General features: G+C 39.5%; 23 protein-coding genes. 1 reads left to right on the top strand and 22 read right to left on the bottom strand.

Annotated features, from left to right (window positions below):
• Nucleotides 1-21: 21 nt before the first annotated feature.
• Both AKA01nite_RS01220 and AKA01nite_RS01215 read right to left on the bottom strand, forming a co-directional pair.
• Nucleotides 22-1,044 carry a D-alanine--D-alanine ligase family protein gene (locus AKA01nite_RS01220; RefSeq protein WP_146922987.1) on the bottom strand — a complete coding sequence of 341 codons (1,023 nt, stop codon included), beginning with the start codon at nt 1,042-1,044 and terminating at the stop codon, nt 22-24.
• A 336-nt stretch (nt 1,045-1,380) separates the two neighbouring features.
• Complete coding sequence (locus AKA01nite_RS01215; RefSeq protein ID WP_146922985.1) at nt 1,381-2,214, bottom strand: methyltransferase domain-containing protein; 834 nt, start codon at nt 2,212-2,214, stop codon at nt 1,381-1,383.
• 88 nt (nt 2,215-2,302) lie between these two features.
• Between AKA01nite_RS01215 and AKA01nite_RS01210 the strand changes: the two genes are divergently transcribed.
• Nucleotides 2,303-2,734, top strand: coding sequence for a DUF2188 domain-containing protein (locus AKA01nite_RS01210; protein WP_146922983.1), 432 nt, complete (start codon nt 2,303-2,305; stop codon nt 2,732-2,734).
• A gap of 388 nt (nt 2,735-3,122) precedes the next feature.
• Here AKA01nite_RS01210 and AKA01nite_RS01205 read toward each other — a convergent pair whose 3' ends face one another.
• The 20 genes from AKA01nite_RS01205 to AKA01nite_RS01110 all read right to left on the bottom strand — a co-directional run bounded on the left by AKA01nite_RS01205 (nt 3,123) and on the right by AKA01nite_RS01110 (nt 24,975).
• The gene (locus AKA01nite_RS01205) at nt 3,123-3,452 is read right to left on the bottom strand and encodes a YtxH domain-containing protein (protein WP_146922981.1); all 330 of its coding nucleotides are present in this window, start codon (nt 3,450-3,452) and stop codon (nt 3,123-3,125) included.
• A 12-nt stretch (nt 3,453-3,464) separates the two neighbouring features.
• Nucleotides 3,465-4,721: an aspartate aminotransferase type Ic gene (locus AKA01nite_RS01200; protein ID WP_146922979.1), complete on the bottom strand. Its 1,257-nt coding sequence runs from the start codon at nt 4,719-4,721 to the stop codon at nt 3,465-3,467.
• A gap of 69 nt (nt 4,722-4,790) precedes the next feature.
• On the bottom strand, nt 4,791-5,453 hold the full coding sequence (gene nth, locus AKA01nite_RS01195; RefSeq protein ID WP_146923177.1) for an endonuclease III: 663 nt from the start codon (nt 5,451-5,453) through the stop codon (nt 4,791-4,793).
• Nucleotides 5,454-5,492: 39 nt separating this feature from the next.
• Entirely contained in the window at nt 5,493-6,209 is a 717-nt protein-coding gene (locus AKA01nite_RS01190; protein WP_146922977.1) for a DnaD domain-containing protein, read from the bottom strand.
• Between the two features lie 114 nt (nt 6,210-6,323).
• Entirely contained in the window at nt 6,324-7,619 is a 1,296-nt protein-coding gene (asnS, locus tag AKA01nite_RS01185; RefSeq protein ID WP_146922975.1) for an asparagine--tRNA ligase, read from the bottom strand.
• Nucleotides 7,620-7,649: 30 nt separating this feature from the next.
• The gene (locus tag AKA01nite_RS01180) at nt 7,650-8,123 is read right to left on the bottom strand and encodes a cell wall elongation regulator TseB-like domain-containing protein (protein WP_146922973.1); all 474 of its coding nucleotides are present in this window, start codon (nt 8,121-8,123) and stop codon (nt 7,650-7,652) included.
• 108 nt (nt 8,124-8,231) lie between these two features.
• On the bottom strand, nt 8,232-11,027 hold the full coding sequence (locus tag AKA01nite_RS01175; RefSeq protein ID WP_146922971.1) for a helicase C-terminal domain-containing protein: 2,796 nt from the start codon (nt 11,025-11,027) through the stop codon (nt 8,232-8,234).
• 32 nt (nt 11,028-11,059) lie between these two features.
• Nucleotides 11,060-12,271, bottom strand: coding sequence for a CCA tRNA nucleotidyltransferase (locus tag AKA01nite_RS01170; protein WP_146923175.1), 1,212 nt, complete (start codon nt 12,269-12,271; stop codon nt 11,060-11,062).
• A 60-nt stretch (nt 12,272-12,331) separates the two neighbouring features.
• Complete coding sequence (locus tag AKA01nite_RS01165; RefSeq protein ID WP_146922969.1) at nt 12,332-12,679, bottom strand: nucleotide pyrophosphohydrolase; 348 nt, start codon at nt 12,677-12,679, stop codon at nt 12,332-12,334.
• A 24-nt stretch (nt 12,680-12,703) separates the two neighbouring features.
• Nucleotides 12,704-13,273: a ReoY family proteolytic degradation factor gene (locus AKA01nite_RS01160; RefSeq protein WP_146922967.1), complete on the bottom strand. Its 570-nt coding sequence runs from the start codon at nt 13,271-13,273 to the stop codon at nt 12,704-12,706.
• 40 nt (nt 13,274-13,313) lie between these two features.
• A complete protein-coding gene (locus AKA01nite_RS01155) occupies nt 13,314-14,576 on the bottom strand; it encodes a tetratricopeptide repeat protein (protein ID WP_146922965.1) in 1,263 nt (420 codons plus the stop codon).
• A 693-nt stretch (nt 14,577-15,269) separates the two neighbouring features.
• Nucleotides 15,270-16,643 carry an MATE family efflux transporter gene (locus tag AKA01nite_RS01150; protein WP_146922964.1) on the bottom strand — a complete coding sequence of 458 codons (1,374 nt, stop codon included), beginning with the start codon at nt 16,641-16,643 and terminating at the stop codon, nt 15,270-15,272.
• 783 nt (nt 16,644-17,426) lie between these two features.
• Nucleotides 17,427-17,975 carry a hypothetical protein gene (locus AKA01nite_RS01145; protein ID WP_146922962.1) on the bottom strand — a complete coding sequence of 183 codons (549 nt, stop codon included), beginning with the start codon at nt 17,973-17,975 and terminating at the stop codon, nt 17,427-17,429.
• Complete coding sequence (locus tag AKA01nite_RS01140; RefSeq protein WP_146922960.1) at nt 17,972-18,514, bottom strand: PilN family protein; 543 nt, start codon at nt 18,512-18,514, stop codon at nt 17,972-17,974. Before AKA01nite_RS01140 ends, AKA01nite_RS01145 begins: the two co-directional genes overlap by 4 nt.
• A complete protein-coding gene (pilM, locus tag AKA01nite_RS01135; protein WP_146922958.1) occupies nt 18,507-19,547 on the bottom strand; it encodes a type IV pilus biogenesis protein PilM in 1,041 nt (346 codons plus the stop codon). The genes AKA01nite_RS01140 and pilM overlap by 8 nt, the downstream gene beginning before the upstream one ends.
• Nucleotides 19,548-19,592: 45 nt before the next feature.
• On the bottom strand, nt 19,593-20,348 hold the full coding sequence (locus AKA01nite_RS01130) for a prepilin peptidase (RefSeq protein ID WP_146922956.1): 756 nt from the start codon (nt 20,346-20,348) through the stop codon (nt 19,593-19,595).
• Nucleotides 20,349-20,409: 61 nt separating this feature from the next.
• The gene (locus AKA01nite_RS01125; RefSeq protein WP_146922954.1) at nt 20,410-20,832 is read right to left on the bottom strand and encodes a competence type IV pilus major pilin ComGC; all 423 of its coding nucleotides are present in this window, start codon (nt 20,830-20,832) and stop codon (nt 20,410-20,412) included.
• Nucleotides 20,833-21,063: 231 nt separating this feature from the next.
• Entirely contained in the window at nt 21,064-22,266 is a 1,203-nt protein-coding gene (locus tag AKA01nite_RS01120) for a type II secretion system F family protein (protein WP_146922953.1), read from the bottom strand.
• Between the two features lie 33 nt (nt 22,267-22,299).
• Nucleotides 22,300-23,328 (bottom strand): type IV pilus twitching motility protein PilT, encoded by a 1,029-nt coding sequence (locus AKA01nite_RS01115; RefSeq protein ID WP_146922951.1) that lies wholly within the window; start codon nt 23,326-23,328, stop codon nt 22,300-22,302.
• A gap of 21 nt (nt 23,329-23,349) precedes the next feature.
• Nucleotides 23,350-24,975, bottom strand: a complete 1,626-nt coding sequence (locus tag AKA01nite_RS01110; RefSeq protein WP_146922949.1) for a GspE/PulE family protein — start codon at nt 24,973-24,975, stop codon at nt 23,350-23,352.
• Nucleotides 24,976-24,979 lie beyond the last annotated feature (4 nt).

Here is a 24,979-nt window from a genome sequence, read left to right as displayed (position 1 = left end):
TTCTTTCTTTACTTCGCTTTATTATTTTTTATCTGCAGCGAGTTGGGCAATTCGGTTACATAAGGTATTGTAATCGATCCCACCAGCTTTTGCTTCTTGTGGGAAAAGACTTGTCGGCGTCATGCCTGGTAAGGTATTGGCTTCAATACAGTAGATTTCTTCAGTTTCTGTAACAATGAAATCAATTCTGGAGTAATACTCAAGTCTTAAAACACTGTGTACTTTCCTGGCAATCGTCTGCATTTTTTCGGTCAGATCCTGACTGATTTCAGCGGGACATATTTCGACAGTTGCCCCTTCCTGGTATTTATTTTCATAGTTATAAAAGCCGGATTTAGGAATGATTTCTATGGGCGGCAAAGCGTTATCTTCCAGGACGCCAACTGAGAACTCTCTTCCTTTGATCATTTCTTCTATCAACACATCTTTTGAATACCGTCTGGCGTCTTTTACCGCATCTTTTAATTCTTCGGATTTCTCAACGAGATATACCCCGATACTTGAACCGCCAGCGTCTGGCTTCACCACGCATGGAACAGAGATTTTAGGTGATTGCTCTGTGCTAAGCACCTCCCATTTAGGTGTTTTAATTCCATACTGGGACATCACTTCTTTGGCAAGGATCTTATTCATGGCGATCGCACTGCCAATGTAGCCAGTACCTGTATAAGTAACATCATATAAATCAAACACAGCCTGTATCTGACCATTTTCTCCAAGTTCACCGTGCAGGGATAAAAAGACCAGATCAGCTGTTTGACTGATTGAAATAACATTATCACCTATCAACTCATTTGGCTTGGTTTTTTGTGACCGCAAAGCATTTAAATCAGGAATTTGTCTTTTAACTTTGTATTCATATTTGTCTTTTTTTAATTTAGTATAGGCTTCTTCAAAAGTCGTCGCTTCTGTTGTTCCAAAATAAAGATCCAAAAGTATCACCCGATGACCGTTTTCCATTAGAGCGTTCGCGATCAAACTCCCCGAGCTCAGGGACACTTCACGCTCATGGCTATACCCTCCTGCTAATACAACAATATCCATATTCATTCTCCTCTGTTGTTTTCTAATCATATTATACACTATTCTGGGTTAATTTAAGTAGACTCACCGCCTACTTTTTGATTTTTCACAAAAAAAACGTACCGCCTCGGTGTCAAGCACTGCGAAACGGTACGTTAATGAAGCCCTTGGGTCGTCATTTGCTTTTATCAGCTTCTGATGGGTTTGCTGATAAAAATGAATGAACCAAATAAGACTATGTTATTTATAGTATCACTTTTATTAAGCAAGCACAAGTGATTAATGACTATTCTTATAAGATTATCGAGCTTTTTAACAAATTTAGAGCCTTTGAAATTCAAGCTGGTATTTGCGTTCCTAAGCTGTTTTATTTCCAATAAGTATTTCCATATCCACAGTTATTTTTCTCAATGATTTATAATCGTTCTCTGTGACTTTTACATTCCATCCTAGTGGTGTCATTTTTAAAAAATCTTTTATTTCTCTATCTGTAAGCTCAACAGCATACCTGACAGGATGACTTTCCAAATCTTCAAAGTGTTCAATAAATTTATCTTTCACATTTTCATTAGAATAGAACTGCCTTTCTTTGGTCTGAAAAGAACGTAACTCGATGAGATAATCTTGTCCCGGAATGACTTTAATGACCTGCCCACCATCTTTTAATAGACGTTTGAATTCTTTATAATTAGAGGGCGAGAGTATGTTCAGTATCGTGTCGAACTGTTCCGACTGAAAAGGTGATTGAGCTAGATCCGCAACAAGGAAAAACAGATCTTCATAAGTTGCCGCGCCTAAATTGATCCCTTCTTTAGAAATATCAAAAGCAATCACAGGTCCTGCTAAGCCTCTTTCTCTAAGATAAGCACTGTGTGATCCTTCGCCACACCCTGCATCCAATGTCGTCCCACCTTTTTCTTTCAGCAATGAATATAAAACATCCAGCATGGGCTGCCAGAAACCCATCTTAGCAATATGTTGCCTTGATAACAGCATATCTTTCGAGTACTCAGTTTTAGAAGGTTTCATAAGGAAATGAAGGGTTCCTTTTTTTGAAATATCAAAAGTATGATCTTGACTGCAAATCAGTTGATTATCTAAAATCTCTTCGAAGTCACTATCACAAACTGGACATTTGAACAGATTTAAATGATCCAGAAGGAACAGTTTTGATTTATCGCTTTTTTTCATACACTTGCCTCATTTCAATAGTTAATATTAGACGATTTTACTTATTCATGATATAACGAAAACAAGGAATAAGAAAGGATGAAACACTATGCCATGGAATTTAGACGATTACCCGGCTTCATTCAAGAATCTCGATCAGGTTGTCAGAAAAAAAGCCATCGATATTGCTAATGCTTTAGTTGATGAGGGTTATGAAGAGGACCGTGCGATCCCTATAGCTACAAGCCAGGCAAAAGAGTGGGCTGACAATGCCTCGGATGAGGAACTGAGTTCGTATAAACATGCTGATCGCCCAAGAAAAAATGATGAACATGATTCAGAAGCTCGCACGGATCTCTTGGATAATGATGTACTGGTTTACTTTGAAGAAGACCAATGGAAAGTACGAACTAAAAATGCTAAACAGGCTGATAGGACTTTTGAAAAGAAAAACGATGCGGTCGACCGGGCAAAAGAAATCGCTGAAAACAAGGGGTCCTCAGTTATTCGCTTTACAAAAGACGGCGAACGCCAGGACTAATAATTTACAATTAAAGATTCGTAAAGCTCAGCTAATCATGCTGCTTTATGAGTCTTTTTTTTATTAGTATTCATTTATTATTTCTTACGTTCGGTCGTTTGTCTCCTTTTTTAATACTCGTATCAGCTAAACATCATTAACTTCGGCTCTTGCATACCACTTTTCATATCGCAATCGACCGAAGTTCATCCACGTTCGGTCGTTTGTCTCCTTTTTTACTACTCGTATCAGCCGAATATTATTAGCTTCGGCTCTTGCAAATACTTCCGCATTTCATAATCGACCGAAGTCACCCAATCGAGTAGGAGTCGGTCAAAACCGACTCTCTCCTCTCTAGTTAAAAAGGAAAGAGAGAAGCACAACGCTTCTCTCTACATCATCGGTTTAGTTATTCTTCAGTGAAAACATCTGGGGATTCTGTGTAGTCATCTGTATCTGTGTAAGCATGAACTGGTGCTTCTGCTGTAGTTTCAGGTGTGCGTTCGTATTTGACAGGCTGGTTTCTAATATCCTGTTCAGATAATTGCTGATCGAGCCAAATTTCTGTTTCCATGACTGCTTCATCCATGCGTATGATTGCCTTATTTTTTGCTTCTTTGACTTTTAATTTCATATCGTCTTGAAATTCCTGTCCTGATTGTGGAGCCAGCAAATAAGCTGCCGCTGCTCCTGTTAGTGCCCCTAATATTGCTCCTAATCCAAAACTTTTTTTTGACATATCAATTCCTCCTTAGAGATTTTCATAAGTTTCCAGTGTCACCATTTCGATGCAGACACATAAAGCTTCCATCGCGATTTCCAATTGATCAAGACTAAGATTACTCGGTGCCAGTCGGATGCTGTTATCCAGTGGGTTGCTGCCATAAGGATAGGCTGCATTCGCCGGTGTCAATGTTATCCCGATGTCCGCCATCGCCGCTACTATCTTACTGGCACAATTTACTCGAGTAGTCAGATGAACGAAATACCCGCCTTTTGGTGACGTCCATTCGACAAATGACTGGCTCTCCCCTCCAAAATAAGCAGAAAGAATGGCATCGATCCAGGAAAATTTAGGCTCCAGTATCTCTCGGTGTTTTTCCATATGTGCTTCGATCGATTGCTTGTCTTTCAAAAATTTCACGTGGCGTTTCTGATTGATTTTATCAAAACTGATCAGTTGTTTACTGAAGTACTCTGCCATAGCATCGATATTTTTAGTTGAGGATCCCATTGCTGAAACTCCAGCTCCTGGGAGTGTCATTTTAGAGGTAGAGACGAATTGAATGACACGATCCGGGTTACCGGAATCTTTACTCGCCGCCAAGATGTTTTTGATCTCTACTTTTTCATCCGTTAAATGGTGCACTATATAGGCATTGTCCCATAAGATCAGAAAGTCTTGTACGGCCGTATGCATAGAGGCTAATCTGTCGACCACCTCATCTGAAACCGATTCGCCTGTCGGATTGTTGTATTTCGGTACTACAAACATCCCTTTGATGGAAGGATCCTGTGAGACGAGTTTTTCAACAACTTCCATATCCGGACCATTACCCGTCAGTTCTACTGGAATCATTTCAATACCTAAATAATCCAGCATAAACCAGTGCCGGTCATATCCCGGGCTGGGACAAATGAATTTAACTGGCTGATCTTTCGCTTTGCTCCAGGGATTTTGCTTATTATACATATGATAATTCAAAACAGCGAACATCAATTGAAGACTGGAATTCCCCCCAACGAATGTCTCTTCAATCTTTGTTTTAAGTAACAATCCGAACAGCTCTCTGGCTTCTTTTATACCATAAAGGCCGCCGTAGTTACGAATATCAAGCTCATCCTCGCTGAGCCAGCTCTCTATTTCTATATCATTGACTAAAGATTCAGACAGCTTAAGTTGTTTTTTTGAAGGAATCCCTCTAGCCATGGATATATCTAGCGGACGCTCTTTGTAAAGGGCATATTGAGTCCTTGCTCTATCTAAACGACTTTGTTTCTGATCCATAAATCCTCCCTTCATGACTTTTAAACTAACATCTATAATTATAACGTATGTGGTGTAATTATGAAAACGTTACATTCTAAAACTCAACTTTTTAACTTCTCTTTTTTCTTTTATGGCCACATTGATTTTTTCGATGCATTCATCATGATCATGGGCGCGAGCTGGGCACTGATAGCGTCCAAAGAAAATCATGCGGTGGTGGGCAGAACTCCACATGTCACGCGGCAGTTTGTCCATCAGTATATTTTCAACTTGTCTGACCGTCGCTTCTTGCGGAGCAATATTAAATTTTTTACTAATGCGATCAACATGTGTGTCCACTGCAATCGCCGGCTCGTCAAAGGCCACACTCATTACGACATTGGCTGTTTTTCTTCCGACTCCTGCTAAGCTCTCGAGCTCTTTGTGAGTTTGTGGTACTTCTCCATTAAATTCTTCAACAAGTTGAGTCGCACACTTTTTCAAAAACTTAGCTTTATTTCTATATAATCCAATAGTTTTTATTTTGTCTATAATATCATCGATATCAGCATGCATCATGGCTTCAGGTGTTGGATAGGCTGCGAAAAGTTTCGGTGTTGCCTTGTTTACTCCGACATCAGTCGTTTGTGCACTCAATATAACCGATATCAGCAGTTCAAATGCATTTTTATGCGTCAATTCCGCCTTAGCCTCAGGAAACAGCACGCCCATGGCATCGATCAGTTCAATCGTTTCTTTAGATGAAAGCAAGGTCTCGTTCTTTTCCAAATTCTTGTCTCCTTTAACCATTTAATTATCCAATTTATCTTTAAGCCAATTATACATGGGTACGGGTGTCTCATTGGGATCCGATTTTTCCTTAGTCTCTTCATTGGCCTGGTTTTTTCTGAAACGTTTGGATTCTTTTTCTACTTGTTCTTTTGTACGTATATTCTTTTTTTCCCAGCTCAATAAGATACGGTCGATATACTTCAAACTATAAACCTGATTCAATACAGCTTCTCTTAGAGCCATTTCTATCAATTCGGGATGGTATTTATCTTCTTCGATCCACATATTCAAAGTCTGAATCTCCATCGCTGACAAACTTCGGCCGAATTCCTGTTCAAAAAGCTGATAAATATTTTTTGAAGCCAATAATTCCTTTTCTGTCTCTTCTTTTTCAATAGACTGCGTCAACAGGGTGGCAAGTTTTTCGTAAAGTAAATCAAACGAGAACTCATCCGTTGTTTTTCCTTCTTCATCAGTTCGCGTTTCAATGGTCAATACTTTTTTCGTGATCAGTTGATGAATGGCCTTAAAAGCCTCTTCCCTCGAAACGGCAAGCCGGTCAGCGAGAAGTTGACTATCTGGAAATCGTTGGCCATTTTCCACCAGTGCCAGTAATTGAAGAAGGGTAACCAGGTCATCATTATCGAGACCTATTTTTTTATAATTTTTCAAAAGATAATTGGGAACAGCCAATGTTCCTGTCCTTATCCATTCAAACAGCAGGTGCTTATTCATTGTTATTCTCCTTCAAGGCTACATCTAAATATTTCATTCAATTTCAGTGATAGTCTACGAAAAAAGGACCGGGTTCATGTCCCAATCCTCCTTTCTAAGTCTCTTAATAATTGTTTAAGGGTAAATACGGTTCAATAAACGTGGGAATGGGATGGCTTCACGAATATGTTCCGTTCCACTGATCCATGTTACCATACGCTCTAAACCTAAGCCAAAGCCGGAATGCGGTACGCTACCATATCTACGCAGATCCAGATACCATTCATAATCATCCACATTCAAACCAAAGTCGATGATCTCTTTACGTAAGGTTTCATAGTCATCTTCACGTTCAGATCCACCAATAATTTCGCCGTACCCTTCAGGCGCGATCATATCTGCACATAAAACGACATCTTCACGCTCAGGGTGTTTTTTCATATAAAAAGGTTTGATTGCTTTAGGGTAATTCACGATGAAGACCGGCTTATCATAATGCTTGGCAATAAAGGTTTCTTCCGGTGAACCAAAGTCTTCTCCCCATGTTACGTCAAAATCATTCTTCTGAAGCATCTCTACAGCTTCATCATAAGAAATGCGCGGGTAAGGCAGCTCCGTATATTTTTTCAACAGTTCTTTGTCCCGCTCAAGAATATCCAGTGCGTGGTCACAATTCTTCAGGACACTTTCCACTAAATATGCCACATACTGTTCTTGAATTTCCAGTGATTCATCGTGATTCATAAAGGCCATTTCAGGTTCCATCATCCAGAATTCAATCAGATGACGACGTGTTTTTGATTTTTCTGCCCTAAAAGTGGGACCAAACGAAAAAACGCGGCCAAGTGCCGACGCAGCTGCTTCCATATACAGTTGTCCACTTTGGGATAAGAAAGCATCACGATCAAAATACCTGGTCTGAAAAAGTTCAGTCGTGTTCTCTGCAGCATTTCCAGTCAGGATAGGCGGATCGATTTTAACGAAGCCTTTGTTGTTATAAAATTCGTACGTTGCTCGAATAATTTCATTTCTGATTTGCATGATGGCATGCTGTTTGGATGAACGGAGCCATAAGTGTCGGTTGTCCATAAGAAATTCTGTCCCGTGTTCTTTCGGTGTGATCGGGTAGTCGATCGCTTCACTGATCAATTCAATGTCTTCGATATGTATCTCATAACCGAATTTTGAACGTGAATCTTCCTGAATCGTCCCTACGACCCAGACGGAGCTTTCCTGATTCAAACTTTTTGCCTGATCAAAAACTTTTTCGTCTACTTCGCTTTTCACCACAACACCCTGGAAGAAGGCAGAACCATCACGCAGACTTAGAAAGGCAATCTTACCGCTGGAACGCTTATTTGCGATCCAGGCACCGATTGTCACTCTTTCTCCTACATGTTTTTTCGAGTCTATAATCTGTATCTTTTTCATCGTGTATCTCCTTTAGTCATTTAATCAATCTCATATATTATCGACAGACCTCATCCATTCACCTGTCTTTAAATCAATGATGTAATACCCCAGCCGATCGTTTTCATTCTTGTAAGTAACTTCCCAGACAGGCGTGTCTTCCATTAAACCAATTTTCGCATCTAAAATACGCTTCAGATCTGTTGCATCTGTAGCCATTTTTCGGGCATTTTGTTCTGACAGTGTTTCAGCAACATCCAAAGTAATGACCGTTCCGCCGTCAGGTTTCACAATATAATATTTTTCCTCGTCAGACTCATTCGAACCTCTGACAGTAAATGTTGTTTTTTCACCGTTATACCAGTAGAAATCTTTTACGTCGTTCAAATCTGTCCGCTCTTTCAAGAAAGTAATGGTCTCCTGCTCTGCTTGAGCATAAGGAGCATGGGCAGTCTGATAGACATAAATAGCCCCAACGATAATGACGCTCAGAGTAAGGACAAGTCCGATAATAACTTTTTTCACGTTGGTCTCCTCATTTATTCATTCTAATCAATGTTTTAAGTATATCAAATTGGAAGAGATAAATAAATACGCCTTTTCAAGAATTCACAGGTGTATCTCCGGTCACTATTACTGATCGAAAAATTTAGTCAACTCTTCACTTATTTCATCAAGAGACCGTTCGTTGATATCGAGGCATTCTGGTAAAGAATCAATAAACAGGGATGCATAACTTGCTTCCACAAAACGACGATCCAGAACGATCCATGCACCCTTATCCTGCTCGCTGCGTATCAGTCGGCCGATGCCTTGTTTGAATTTAATGACTGCACGCGGCAAAAGATCAGTCACAAAAGGATTTTCTCCGCTTTCACGCAAGGTTTGATGACGTCTTTTCACCACAGGCATTTCTGGTGAATCAAAAGGCAGTTTAGTGATGATCACGATTTTAAGTTCATCTAAAGGAAAGTCGACGCCTTCCCAGAAACTGTCTGAGCCTAACAGCACACTTTGTTTCGCTTTTTTGAACTGTTTTTTTATTTTTGTTGTACTGCCCGAAATATTCTGTGCAAGTATCGTACGGTCTTTCAACTGTCCGCGTTGATTCAACCTTTTGTAAACACGCTGGATCATATCATGCGAACGAAATAAAACGAGACAATTCTCATCTGTTTTACTCAAAATGCGTTCGATCAGATCAGTTATAAAAGAGGCTGAGACACTCGAATTTTTTTGTGCAGAAGTATCCACATCCTTTGTGACATAAAACCTTGCCTGTTCTTTATAGTTGTAAGAAGATGGGTATCGATTTAGCCGCTCTTTCTCTATCCCCAGCTGTTTTTTCAGATAAGACACGGAACCATTGACTGTTAATGTGCTGCTTGTAAGGATCAGATGTTCCGTCTTATTCAATTCTTTCAAAAGCTGATCTTTAATCTTTTGATCAAAACGATAAAAATTCAATGTAGCCAATGGATTTTTAGAGTAAAACCGTATGATCGTCGGATTGGAAGGATTCTTTGAAGAAAACAGATAGTTCAAACGATCGATCACCGTTGAAAAGTGATCAAGCATCACATTTATTTTAGATAAAAGCCGCTGTTCATTTTTTGGCAGATCCTGATCAGCTGTATCCAGGAACTGAGTCAGCTGGCGTCCTACATAAACGAGTTCTTCCAGGTTTCTACAGAAAAACTTGGTGTCCCGCTTGATATCAAGCGGTAATTGATCATAGTAAACCGTTTTTTCTTTCCACTCAGCGACATGGTCTTCATATGCATCATTATGCATCAGCCAGTCGGTCCATTTTCGGCACCACATTTCCCATTCTTCTGAAACGATCGAAACAGTCGAATGTAGCGTGTCCAGCTGATATTCTTTTATATTTTGAGACGGTAAAAGTTTCAGACATTCATATAACAGTGTGTCCTCTTTTTCTTTTGACCCTAATTGCTTCAGTTCGTTAGTTAATGTTTTAACAGATAGCTTCATCGTCGCATTCTGTTCAATGACATCAGGAACATGATGTGCTTCATCCAGCAGCACTTTTGCTTTGTTGAATCGTCCGGGATGATGCTGCCATTCTGAAAACAGATAAGCATGATTGCCCACAAGTATTGAGGCATTTTTCAGCCGCTTTTCTCTACGTGCCAGATAATCCATTTCTTTGAAGCTGTCCAATTGGTTTTTGGCATCAAGCGTGCTTTTTACTTCAGTCCAGAACGTGTGATGAAGGGTTTTCCCCAAACCGATTTCTTCCAAATCCCCCTCATCAGTTTCAGTCAGCCACACCAGCAGTTTCATACAAAAAAAAGCTTCTGTATCGTTGATATCAATATTTTTCAGTTTTGTATAAAAAGCAGAAAGTGATAAATAATGACTCGGGCTTTTCATCAGTGCGATCGTTTTATCAAAAGGTAAACGATCAAGTAACTGTGGAAGATTATCCTCGACAAGCTGACGCTGAAGCAATTTCGTATAAGTTGAGAGCACGACTTTTTCTTCTGGAGACGACAGATAAAGGCTCGGGTAGAGATAACCGAATGTCTTTCCGGAACCAGCGGGTGCTTCAATAAATTGAACAGGCTCAGGATGTTCTTTTTTTAAATAATTGAATACTGTATTCATCATCTGATTTTGACTCTCGCGGTAGTTCAGTCCCATCGATTCCAGCTGTGCCCGCTTATCTGATTCCTTATAAGGGTATGTATGACTTTTTCGATGATCCAGTTGCTCACTGTCCGACTTCAACTTTTTGAGCGCCAGTCCTTCTACGATCATCAGTGAATCATCCAAATCAACCGGTTGTTTCTTCATTTCGTATAAAGCCTGCTTAAAAAAGAGCGACGTTTCAGCGATTGTTGCTCCAGATAATTCCGCCAGTTTTTCAAGAGTCACTAAGGGTAATCCTTTTAATTTTTCATCCAGTTTCTTTAAAAGATAAGCCGTTGCTTTAGCATCAAAAAGCGCATTATGTGCATAGTCGAGGGTATACCCCAGCGAAGCGGTCAAATTTTTCAATCTATAGCTTTCTTCTTTAGGAAAGAGGATCTGTGAAAGCTGGACAGTATCGATTGCCGGTATGTCTAGGGCTGGCATGCCCGCCCGTTTGAAGCTTTCATTTAAAAAGTCAAAGTCAAAGGCCACGTTGTGAGCGACAAAAATCGTGTCTTCTAAAAGTCGATGGATAGGCTGGGCAATGTCTTCAAAATATGGAGCGGTTGCCAGATCTTTACTGGTAATACCTGTCAGATTACGGATCAGACGGCTGACTTTTCGTGAAGGATTGACATATGAATCAAAAATTTCAATAATCTCTCCATTTTTTAAAAGCACACAGGCAAACTGTATCATCCGCTCGTCTCTACCTATACTTGCTCCTGTGGCCTCGATATCGACGATTGCATAGATTTGATTTTTTTTCATTATTTTCCTCCTTCCAGTTGTATTTTTTATACTTAAGAAATGTAATGCTTATCTTTTAAATAAGCCAGTATTTCAGTAGTGTCGTTGGCCAGCTCTCCTGTAACGACAGCCTTTTCTGCAGCCTCAAGAGCCAATCCCAGCCATTTCCCACCAGGACGCTCAGCTTCCTCCAGAATGATTTTCCCGTTTATTGCAAGTTCGTCCCGACTATGGATCGGCAAGTTCTTATCGATTTGTTCCACCGCATTTTTATCGCCGGTTTTTCCTATTTGTTCTAACAGCGTTTCTGAATCTAAGGCAAGGTCTTTCTTGTAACGATATACTGTTGCGTTAGTATGATCATAAAGCAGCCGATGAAGAAAAAGCTGATGCAGTTCTGTGCTTTCTTTAATCAGTTGATTGGATAGCTTCCAATGTTTCAAAAAGGCACGGGCTTCTTTTTCGTTCTGGATCCTTAGATAATATAACAGCAGCACCCACACATGTCGCTCTTTATTGATAGGTTTTTCTATCTTGGCAAACTGTTCCAGATTTTCTTCTGCCTGAGCCAGTCCGGGACAATATTTATACAAATTGGATTCAATAAACCCTGTCATCCCCTGCATTAAGTGTTTACCCATGGCCATTTTTACAAATTCGATGCGAATACGCTCGGTAGCGATGTTTTTCAGCAAATGAGCATTGACTACGATCGCATAAAAGGTGTCAGCTTCCAAGTCAAACCCCAGCTGGGCAGCAAATCTAACAGCACGCATCATGCGCAGGGCATCTTCGTGAAAACGCTCTTCCGCTTTGCCTACCGCACGGATCACTTTATCATACAGATCCTGTTCTCCACCAAAGAAGTCTTTGATTTCGCCCATTTCATTCATAGCAAAAGCATTGATCGTCAAGTCACGCCGCTTTAAATCTTCTTTTAAAGAGCGCACAAAAGTGACCGAATCAGGACGTCTAAAATCTTGATACGTCGATTCGGTCCTAAAGGTCGTAACTTCATAACTTTCGCCTTCCATCAAAACCATAACCGTCCCATGCTCGATGCCTACATCCACTGTCTTCTTGAACAGCTTTTTAATCTCCTGAGGAAAGGCACTTGTCGCGATATCCACATCGTTAACTGGTTTTTCAAGCAGCGCATCGCGCACGCTTCCGCCAACAAAATAAGCTTCAAAACCAGCAGCCTGAATCTTTTTCAACACGGGTAAGGCTTTTTTGAATTCACCTGTGATCGGTACTCTTTTCATCATATAAACGAACATCTAAAGTTATACTCCAACTCTAATGTTCTCTCTCTCCTTTAGTTCTCAACGTGTGGTGCCTGAATCTGTTTGTCCATCCACACGTTCGAATCGAAAATAATCGCGTGATTCAAATTTTTTCATGGTTAAATCAAATGCTTCTGATAAATCGATATCCAGTGCATTCGATAAGCTGATCAGGACAAAGAGCACATCCGCAATTTCCTCTTCCATCAGCTTGTTTGTTTCACTGTCTTTTTTCTTTTTCTGCCCGTAAACATGATTGATCTCCCGGGCAAGCTCACCTACTTCTTCAGATAAACGGGCAAGCTGAACAAGTGGAGTAAAATATCCAGATTTAAATTGCCCGATATAGTCATCCACCCTGGCCTGCATGTCTTTCATTTCAGTCATATTTATTCCCCTTGTTCAGGTAGTTTAAGAAGGAGATACTTCATTTTCCAATTTCATTTCAATATCCTTCAATGACTCTGTCAGCTCGTAAAATCCTTCTCTATTATCTGTTTCCAGCGCACGATCTATGTCGTTCAGTAATTGTTGTTTTTGTTCCTGAAGATAAAAATTATCGATTGCCTCGTCGACGTGCTGGTTCATTTCTTCTGGGATAAGGTCATTCCATTTTGCATAAGGATTATCCTCAAGTACCTTTGCATATTCCGGAGACAACTGAGCATCTTTGAAAAACAGTTCGATATACAAGTCAGTATGCCAGTTCAGTCTCACTTCATGAAACGCTTGTTCAGGATGATTGAATTCCTGTCCATCTTTATAAAAACGGAAGGCTTCATCGTCGCCCCCCACGGTGGCCATACTGATACCTCGAGGAGTTCGATCCGCTTTTTCAACAAACTTTGTTTTGTTCAAGACAATATCATGATTGAGTAAATAATTTAAAATCCACATCGATTCTCTTCTTTTCAGTTGATAACGTTCTAGAAACCACTTCAGGAACGTTTTTTTCTCTTTGAGTTGAACACGATCATACATGGATACTCCCCTCCTTCTGGTTACTTACATTATACCAAAATTAGTACAGTTCTTCATTGTTTACCCACTCAAGCACCTCCAAGTCGTCTGGTCTCAGTGTTAAATAGCGCTCACTTAATTTTATAAATCCTTCTCTGTCCCCTTCTTCACGGAGAAAAACTGCATAATCTTTAAGAAATTCAGGTGAATCTTTCAAAGAATAATAAGCTTTTTCGTAATTTTCACGTGCTTTATAAAAATCTTCCTCATGGTTATAGGCTTTGGCACTGTTCCAGTAAAGCTGTGGGTCGTCTTCTCCGGCTTCAAGTGGCATTTCCATTATATCTAAGGCTTCCTGAAACCGCTCCTGTTCAATTAAAAGATTAGACAGGTGCAGAGTCAGCGTCAGATTTTCAGGATCTCGTTCCATTGCCTTCTTGTAAAAGGTTTCGGCTGCTTCAGTGTCGCCTTTTGCCAAACTGGCTTCAGCTCCTACAATATATAAGGAAGGGTTTTCTTTATCGTAAAATCGTCCTTCATCAACGACTTTGAGCGCCGCTTCTTCATCATTCTGTTCGAGATACCCTTTAGCAAGATAGACATAAACGGATGTATAACTCGGGTCTTGTTCTTTTACTTTATTGAACAACTCAGTTGAACGTGTATAGTTTTCATTCGTGAAATAGAGATACCCCAGCTGGAAAAGATGGTCGGTGCTCTCCTGCATATCTACCGCTTCAGTCATGTAATCGATGGCATTACCCAGATCACCAATGATTCCATACGCACTACCTAATCTGCCATAAATACTTGTTCCGGCAAATTCTAAGTGGTGACTCATCAGTAAATTTTCATAATAAGGTATGGCTTCTTTATATTTTCCACTGGTAAAGAGCAGCTCGCCTAAAGCAAAATCTATGACAGGCTCTTCAGGTAATAATGTTTTAGCTTCGATCAGCTTTTCTTTAGAAACCTCAGGCAATTCGAGCGTCTGATAGTAGTCTGCCGAGACAAGGAGTGACTGAACATAAAACGGACTATCAGGCTCCACTTTGTTTAACCATTCAAAAGCTTCCAGTTCGTCGCCTTCCTCAATAGCTATTTCAGCCAAAGTCAGTTTCAAGCCATCATCTTCAGGGTACCGCGTTAAAAGCTCGGTTACGACTTCTTTCGTCTCATTTAAAAAGCCTAAATCATAAAGTGTTTCGATCAAAGCATACAATTCTTCATCTGGATCACTGTCGATTGCTTGTAAAAGCAACTCAGATGCCAGTCCCAATTCTTCATTCTGGATCGCTTCGATCATCTGTGTTGAATAAGACATCGCACTCGCCTCTTTTTCTATTCAGTATTCTTTTATCTTAACACAGAAAACTTGATATTTCATGAAAAACTGATTGAGGGCAAGCGCCATTGATTGCTTTTGACGTGCTCTTTTTAGTGTATTGGAGAAACCAGTGATATTGTGTGAAATTTGGCAAAATTCAGTTTGAGAATGGGTTAAATGTGTCGAAGTGGGTGGTGTTCGGTTGATAGGAAATAACATCTATTGATTTGTAGTCGAACATGTTCCAACTTCGGCTGATTGAATCTTAAGGTGGACTTGGAAGTACCGAAGTATGCGATATTCGGTTGATTCGAAATGAATTTCCTCAAATAACTGTCGAACCTGCTCCTACTTCGGCTGATTAAATCTTAGAGAAGAGGAGAATGTGTCGAAGTTTGCGATGTTCGGTTGATTCCGTTGAGTCGATATTTTGTAGCGACCGAACTTAGGGGGGGTTCGACATATAACAGAGAAATGATGAGCTAAATGTGTCGAAGTTTGCATTCTTCGGTGGATTCAGTTGTTAGGATCTTTACTATGTGTCGAATCCTTTAAATTAAACAATCGTCAACATGTATAGGGAGACTTGGCTTTAAAAGTGGCCGAACTTTTCCCACAATACAGATAAATACTGAAATGTAAAAAAAGCTGCTCCTCTTTATTATGTGAGAAACAGCTTTTCTGTATATATTATTGGTGAGTTAAGTTGATTGGTTCATCAGGAAGCGGTTCGATGTATTTTTTGTAAATCACCCGCAGGAAATACACACATAAAAGTGCTGACACGAGCTCAGATACGGGGTAGGACCACCAGATGGCTTCTACTCTTCCAGTTAACGAAAAGAGATAAGCCAGTGGGATGAGTACGACGAGTTGACGAGCGATCGATACATATAAACCAAACGTTCCTTTGCCAAAAGCCTGGAATATCGTACTTACAATGATACTGAACCCTGCAAACAAGAAACTGATGCTGATGATGCGCATGGCCGGGATCCCTATTTCAAGCATCTCCGGTGACGCATTGAATAAATTCAATAATGCTACTGGGAAAAATTGGAAAATAGCTAAGCATATCATCATGAAGACCATTGCATAAGTAATACCTAAGCGAATAGCCTGCTTGATCCGTTCTTTGCTGCGAGCGCCATAGTTAAAGGCAACAATTGGGATCATACCATTATTCAAACCAAAGATCGGCATAAAAGCAAAACTCTGCAGACGGAAGTAAACACCGAACACTGCAATAGCAGTCGGCGAGAATTTCAATAGTATTTTATTCATTGAAAAAATTGTTACTGAAGTGATCGCGATCATCATCGAAGAAGGTATACCTACAATATAAATATCTTTGATCGTTTTTAAATGAGGACGGAAATTTCTGTACTGCAGCTTGATTTCATCATTTTTAAAATAATTCAAGAGAAACCCTACCGTAGCCGCAAGTGTCTGACCGATAACTGTAGCGACCGCCGCACCTGTTACACCAAGAGCTGGAAAACCGAACCAGCCGAAGATGAAAAGAGGATCTAAAACAATATTTATGATGGCACCGGAACCTTGTACCCACATCGAAAAGATGGATTTCCCTGTACCTTGAAGGAGCTTTTCAAATATAACCTGCATAAAGAGCCCTAGTGAGAAAATCATGATGATCCGCATGTAGGATTCACCTTGAGCCAGTATTTCAGGATTGCTGGTCTGACTTCTGAAAAAGAACGGGACAATAGTTAAGCCTAAAATCAAAATGACAAGGTAATGTAGAATCGATATAAAAACTCCATTACTGGCGGCATTATTTGCTTCCTCATATCTATTTTCACCCAATCTTCTTGATAGAAGGGCATTCATTCCCACTCCTGTACCTACTTGAATCGCAATCATTAAGTTTTGAACAGGGAAAGCGAGCGTTACAGCTGTGAGCGCATTTTCACTTAATTGCGCGACAAAAATACTGTCCACCACGTTATATAAAGACTGCACGATCATAGATATCATCATAGGTAGAGACATACTGATTAAAAGTTTGTTGATGGGCATAATTCCCATTTTATTTTGTTCCATATTTCAACTTCCTTTTCCAACGTTATTGATTTTAGTTCATGTGTCTTCCTCCACTTATGAAACTAACTCTATCTATGATACGCGACATTGACCAAAATAGCTATATATAAAATTAAAAATTTGTTCATTTATTGGTCAGCTATAAAAAAATGATTATTCCTACTTCTTATAAAGCTTGTTCAATGAGTACTTTATAATGAAAAAGAGAGATGGCCATCTCTCTTCCTTATTTCATGATCGATTTGAATGACCCTTTCAATATAAGAGATTCTGAACTAGAATGGGTGCACTCGACTACACTTTTGCCTTGAGTTCGACATTTCACTAAAGGAAGTGCATACTCAATCTGTCGTTGGTACTCGAGTTCGACATTTTAGTTCTTAAAGTGCATACTCAGATAGTTTATGGTGCTTGAGTTCGACATTTTGGATGACAAAGTGTACACTCAAATGGATTTTACCTGATGAGTTCGACATTCTGCTTTGAAAAGTGCACACTCGTACTGATGGGAGAAACTGAGTTCGACATTTAGATTGCAAAACTGCATACTCGCTTGAGTTTGGTGGTACGAGTTCGACATTCTGCTCTAAAAAGTGCACACTCAAACTAAATAGAAGTTTGAGTTTAACATTTTTAGGATTTGTTCCCCTACATCCGCATTTTACGGTGCTCTATACTTACTATGATCTATACGAATCTCTTGGAAAAGAAAAAAGTAAAAGATTTCGATCCTCAAAACGAAATCCCCTACTTTTGTTTTAGTTTAATCATAAGTTAACTATTCTATTCATACATATCAGTGTAATAGAACAACTCAAAGGTGAAGTTACCAGAGTAATCAGCCTCACTATTTTTTTCATAAGAAAATGAAGTGATATTCCAAGTGCGTTCCTCTTTCATTAAGCGTTCAATAAGGTTCCTCAAGTTTTCAGATGACTTACTAGTCACTTCGGCATGATAACTGTTCTTAACAAAATTATCTGGGACACCTTCAACAGTTTCCTGGTCTGTCAGCCGGGCAATCGTGAGTATGTCAACCTTTGCTTTATCGGCTAGCTCCTCGAGTGTTACCATCGCTTTTTCTGAATCATCATTCACGGGTAAATAAATTTCTGTCGTTGCGTATTCAGACTCGTATTCATCATACAAAGTTTCCTCTGGCGGATAAGCTGAAAGAACCGACTTCTGATTGCTCACGAGCACTGATAAAGTGTCGGCTTCTTCTTTTACAGGAGTGACAAAGTATTGATTCCCATAATAAAACAGTCCGAATAAAATCGCTACGAGGGTCAGTGTGATGAGGAAACTTTCTCTATTCCATTTTACGGTCATTTTTGAGTCACCTCATGTAAAACTTCTCTATTTAGGTCCAAGGTCAATTCAAATAAAAACTGGTCCGAGTCATTGAGCTGATTTTCAAGCCTTAGTAACTGCACTCGGTCAATGTAATTTAAATCCTTGAAATCATTGATGATCGAAGAAGCTTCATTGACATTGGTATTTTCCAGAACCAGTACGATCTGATCTGCTTCGCTCAACTGATACGATAATACTCGGTTCTCCTCTTCAGGAATCAAATTTGTTAAGTCAGCGGTAACATAACTCATAGGAAACTGCGTATCGGTCAGCGTGTTCTGTACACTGCTGGCCTGATTCGTACGTTCATCGATTTGTTCGATGCGGCGCGACAAAGCAACGTCAGAAGCATTTGATTCTACCCAGGCAGTATCTTGTTCGATTGCCTCATTATAGTATAGTTGCGTAAAGTAAAAATAAATGCCCATAAGAACAATGAGAACTAAAAACACGCCGGCTAACACATAGGGAAGCACATTGACTTGTTTTTTCTCAAAAAAATTGATGTTAAGCATCTGCTCCCCCCTCACTTTTAATGCCAGCTATTTTACCTTTATTTTTATTTCGATTGGTTTTATTTGCTTTTTTTGCTTTGATTTTAGTTTCTTTCAGTGATAAACCGTAAAGAGCAGCAAAAGCTTGTTCCAGCGTATCAGGTAATTTGAGCAGGTCTACTTTTGCGTCAAATATTTCTGACAAACGTGTTTTCAATTCTTCCAGATCTGGATAATGCCCAGTGAGAATAATTTCTGTAACACTGCCTTTACCATCCAGAACACTATAGCGGTAAAAATCCAGGAAACGTTCTAATCCGTCAAGCTGGTCTTCAAGCATTAACTCAAGCTCGGCTTCAGTATTTTTCCATGTCCATTTTCCTTTATTATCCACTTCCCAGTTCTCAGAAACACGCGGCAGGCGTGAATGACGGTTGAATTTAGGGGCATCGTCATTGAAAACCATTATCGATAAATCAGAGGGATTCCATTCCAGAATAAGCGAGTGCCTTTCTTGGTCTGAATCGATCAGACTCTGTTTCTCAGCTACTCTATAGAGGCATAGAGCAGAAATATCAGCAACAGCCGGTTTCAGTGAAACATTTTGCAGGATCGTCTGGTACTGCTTGACTTGTTCATTTGGATAAGCAATGATCACCACTTTTTGTTCAGAATCATTCTTTTCGATCAATTGAAAGTCAAATACTGGATTGTCAAAAGGTAAACGAATGGACTGATTGATATGTAAAGACAAATAATCTTTTATTTCTGACGGCGTTAACTGTACAGGAACAGTCTCTTCTCTTACCGCAACAAAGTCATTGAGCAGCAAAATATGTGCTTTGGCATTCTTCCACTTTTTCTCTTTGACTAACGCATCAAGTCGCGTTTCAAGTAAGGGGATATTCGTGATCTTTCCTTCTTCTATGATGCTTGTTTCAAAAACGATGTCATCTTTATCGATAATGGTGTGGTCTTTTGGATCAAGAGCAAGATATCTTAAACTCTGATCTAGAAGCTGCAAATATATTAAAGGTTTAGAATCGAATAGCATAATGGTTTCCTCCGGTATAGAATAGGATAATGTAATTGTTTTGATTTAAAGAAAGAGATTCAAGTACCACTGAATCAAAGTGTCCCCGAAATAAAAGACGGTCAATGCGGCGAGTCCGATAAAAGGTCCAAAAGGGATTTTTGCTTTTCGTCCCAGATTTTTGATTTTTGCAAAGACTATTCCAAAAACAGCCCCATATAAAGTAGACAGGAAAAACAAAAGCAAGAAGTGACTGAACCCGAAGATAAAGCCAAACAGCGTATAGTACTTTAGGTCTCCCATCCCCATGCCTCCTTTAGAAAGTACTATGATAAGGAAGACAAGAACTAATGCAAAGCCGGCACCGATAAAAGAATCCCAGATAGGATCTAGCGGATAAAAAAGGCGATAGTTAACGAATATTAAACTGAAAAATAATAGCAATCGGTTAGGAATCCGTCGGTAAACAATGTCTGAAACCGTTACGGGAATAATAAGTGCAATAAGTAATAGTCCCAAAACAAATTCAGAAGTGAATCCTGTCAGATAGTAAGTAAAGACGAATAAAAAACCTGTGGTAAGTTCCATAATGGGATAAAGGAAAGAAATCTGAGACTTGCATTCCTTGCATTTCCCTCTTTGAACAATAAAAGACCAGACCGGAATTAATTCAGACCAAGTGAGCGTGCGTTCACACGTATCGCAGTAAGAACGTTTTTGCTTAAATAAGGTTTTATTAGGTACTCGTAGTCCAACGACATTGAAAAACGAACCGAAGATCAAGCCGTATAAGAAAAGAATAAGTAGTATGGAAACATTCATATAGTAAATCTCCTATGTAGTAAGAAAGACCCCATCCCAGGGGTCTTTCGAAAATAAGATTTTATGCTGGGTTTTCTTCCGCAGTACCTTCGCTAAATTTGTAAGTATAAGTTTTGTTACTATCATCTTTATTAACTTGTACTGAGTCTGTTAGTTTCAAACTCGTATCTTCTTTTACAGTTGGATTTGATTCTTCACCGTTCGTAATATCTTCTAAAAATCCAGCGTCAATCAATTCTTTAACAGTTAAACTGCCATCTGCAGCATCTTTTTTCATACCGTTTTCTGTAATATAAAGTCTTGCTGCATCAACTACTAATTCTTGTTCTGCTTCACTAGCTTTAGTTTCAGCACGATTGATAATACCACCAATTGATGGCACCGCAATAGCAACAATAATACCCAAAATAACAATTACCGCCAGTAGTTCTACGAGTGTGAATCCTTCTTCTTTCTTCATCATCTGTCTGATTTTGTTTCTCATTCTTTTTCCTCCTAATAGTTTTTCCACTCTACCAGGGTTTAATGAATCATTATGTAAATAGTACAAGATTGATTCATCAATTCTAATTAGAGTGAATATTCTTTCATTTTTTATTGCATTTTTCTATAAACATTGGCTAGAGCCTAGTCTACAGGGGTCGTACTTGGAATAATTATATAATACTTATTGTATAATCACAACTATTATATACTTTAATATGTGAACATACTGTTAAATCGTTTCAAAAAGACTGAACATCGGGACAACGATAGACAAAACGATCAATCCTACGATAACAGCTAAAAATATAATCAACACGGGTTCAATAAGGGATTGCAGTTTGTCGGACGCCTCGTTTACTTCCTGCTCATAGATATCTGCAACTTTTTTCAGCATATCGTCTAGGGCCCCACTTTGTTCACCAATGCGTATCATTTGAATGATAAGTGGCGGAAATACCCAGTGTTCTGACATCGGTTTAGCCAAAGACTCTCCCCGCTCCAATGAAGCACGCGAGTCTAAAAGCACTTCTTTAACCACGCGATTCCCAACGACCTGACTCGTAACTTCAACAGCTTGTAAGATCGGAACAGAACTGTTGATCAAGGAACTGAGTGTCTGAGTCATCCGGGACAAGACCGCCTTCTGAATAAAAGTACCCAGGATTGGGATCTTAAAAGATATTTTATCTAAATAGTACTGGACGTTCTCTCTTTTTTTAAGCTGGATGAAAGCAAATCCCATCACAAGCAACAATCCTGCTAATATCCACCAGTACGTCTGCATAGTCTGACTTAGATTTAAAACGATTTGGGTAATAAAAGGCAAATCACTTCCAAAAGAAGCAAATAAATCTCCAAAAATGGGGACGATAAACACTAAAAGAAAGACAGTGATCAAGACTGCGAACGTCCCGACGACCAGTGGGTATGTTAAAGCCGTAGAAACTTTCTGCTTGATCCGGTACTGTTTCTCATAATAGGTTGCCATCCGTTCCAGTACCTCTTCAAGCTGACCACTCACCTCACCAGATTTGATCATTTGAATCAGTAAATCCGGGAACAGTTTAGGGTAGTTTGCCATCGCTTTAGACAGCGGGATTCCTTCTTTGATGTCCACGGCAATTTCATCCAGCGCTTCTTTCAAGGCTTTGCTTTCAGATTGTTCCGATAATAGTTCTATCGAGTCAACAAGCAGCAATCCCGCTTCCATCAGTGTTGCAAACTGCCTTAAAAAAATGACAAAGTCTTTTTGTTTCAAAGGACGGCCAATCACTATATTTCTGTTCAAGATATCATTCAAAGGTTCCACTTCATAAACGATCAAACTCATTTGCGAAAGTTCACTGACTGCTTCTTTTTTGTTGGAACTTTCTACTTTCCCTTTAATAATTTTACCTTCTTTAGTTTTAGCTTTATATGAATAGGTAGCCAAAATATTCCTCCTCTCTTTTTCGATTGATATATTTTATGAATAAGGGTCTAACTCTGATGCGCGAATTTTTTTCTCTGCAATGAGTTGCTTGATACTCATTTCCATTGTGTGCATCCCCTGGTCTCTGGCCGTTTGAAGAACATTGGGTATCTGATGCATTTTTTCAGTTCGGATGTGATTTTTGATCGCCGCATTATTGATCAATAATTCAGTCGCCGCGACACGTCCGCGGTCACCACTGATTGTTCTGAATAATCGCTGCGACATTACACCGATCAGAACGTTAGCGAGCATCGTTCGTGTCTGATTCCGCTGGTGGACAGGAAACACATCGATCATTCGGTCAATCGTTCCGGCTGTATCCTGTGTATGCAAAGTGCCCAAAACCAGATGACCAGTTTCTGCAGCTGTGATTGCGGTTTGAATCGTATCCAGATCACGCAATTCCCCGACTAAAATGACATCCGGGTCTTGTCTCAAGCTGGCGCGCAATCCGTCTTTAAACGATAAGGTATCAAAACCGATCTCACGTTGCTCAATAATCGATTGATTATGCGAATGCAGGTATTCAATCGGGTCTTCTAAAGTTATCACATGTTTATTCATATTTTTATTCATATAATCGATCATTGACGCTAGAGAGGTGCTTTTCCCACTTCCAGTAGGACCCGTGACTAAAAACAAGCCATGTGGATTCTGTACAACTTTTTCCAGAATCTTAGGTATACCCAAATCATCTATTGATGGAATCTTTCGAGGTATCACACGAAAAGCGAGAGAAATAGCACTTCTTTGAAAGAAAATATTCACACGAAAACGAGAAACACCGTCTATCCCATAAGACAAGTCAACTTCACGTCTTTTATCCAGTGTTTCCCACATTTCTTCAGTCAAAATTGCTTTTGCCATTTTTGAAGTGTCTTTTGGGAGCATTCTATCTTCTTGTCTTTGAGGAATAAGTTGTCCATTTATTCTGTAGATCGGCGGCGAGCCTGCAACAATATGTACATCTGATGCACCTTTACCATGACCGATTTTAAGGAGTTCATCCAAATGCTCCATGTCATACCTCCTTCAGTACTTTTATTCATCCAGTGAAGCAACACGTAAAACTTCGTCGATCGTCGTTTTACCCTGTTTAACTTTCTCGAGTCCATCGTCAATTAAGAAACGGACGCCTTTTTCTTTTACATGATTTTTTATTTTTTGCATTGATGCATTATTCATCATCATTTCTTTGATATCATCTGTAATGACGATCAGTTCATGAATCGCCATACGCCCACGGTAACCGGTATGACGACAGGCGTCGCACCCTATGCCAATGGATACTTCATTTATAGTCATTCCTCTTTTACTGAACACGTCTTTTTCAATCGGACTGGCTTGTCGAACTTGTTTACAATCTTTACAGACCTTTTTCACAAGACGCTGAGCCATCACGCCACTTAATGAGGATACAACAAGATAGGGTTCGACTCCCATATCCAATAGTCGTGGTATAGCTTCAATGGCACTGTTTGTGTGTAGTGTACTGAAAACCAAGTGCCCTGTTAAAGACGCACGAATACTGATTTCGGCTGTTTCAGTATCACGTATTTCCCCTACCATGATGATATTTGGATCCTGTCGCAACACAGAGCGTAAGCCCTTCGCAAAGCTTAGCCCGATAGGTGTATTGACCTGGACTTGATTGATGCCATCCAGTTGATATTCCACGGGATCTTCGATTGTTATGATATTACTTTCTGGACTATTCAGTTCATTAATTGAACCATATAATGTAGATGATTTACCTGAACCTGTTGGACCTGTAAGTAAAATAAGTCCAGAGGGTTGTCTAATCAAGTCTTGGTATTCTTTTAATGTATCCTCTTGAAGTCCGATATCAGAAACTTTATTAAACACATTCGACATATCTAAAATTCGTATAACCACTTTTTCACCAAAAACGATGGGCAAAGTTGAAACCCTTAAGTTAACCTTTTTGTCAATAATTGTCGTACTGATTCGACCATCTTGTGGCAGTCGACTTTCAGTAATATTTAAACCTGCCATTATTTTAATACGGGCGACCAAAGAATTCATGACAGACTTGGGCAGAGTGCGGTCATTTCTTAAGATGCCATCCACACGATAGCGAACAGAAACCGTATTTTCCTTTGGATCCAAGTGAACATCAGACGCATGCATGGCGACACCCGTTTCAAGCAGTTGATCAAAGATACGAACGGCAGGAGAATCGCCACCTTCCATTTCTTCGATTTCAACTTCTTCCGCATCATAAAGGCGGTTAATTGTTTGAAGCAGATCATCTTTGGTCGCAATCTTTGGCTTTAGATTATAGCCCGTAGCCAATTCAAGTTCCTCAATCGCATAAAAATCTAGCGGATCATGCATTGCGACAATCAAACGATTATTTTCCTTTTTGATTGGCAAAAGCAGATTGGAACGTGCAAAGTCTTTAGACACCAAGTCAATAAGCGTTTCGTCTATTGGGTATTGATAGAGTGAAACACTTTCTAATTTCAATTGGATTTCAAGAACATCTAGAAGTTGTTTTTCTGTAATATAGCCTTGATCAACCAGAGCTACGCCTAACTTTTGATGAGGCTTTTTATTTTCCAAAGCTTCAACGATCTCTGTTTCAGTTATTAATCCTGAGTCCTTGAGCAGATCGCCTAATTTTTTTCTTTTTTGTTCTCTCATATAA

Origin of the sequence: Alkalibacterium kapii, from assembly GCF_007988865.1 — a bacterium.
Taxonomy (GTDB): Bacteria; Bacillota; Bacilli; order Lactobacillales; family Carnobacteriaceae_A; genus Alkalibacterium; species Alkalibacterium kapii.
This window is presented reverse-complemented; position numbering and strand designations above follow the sequence as displayed.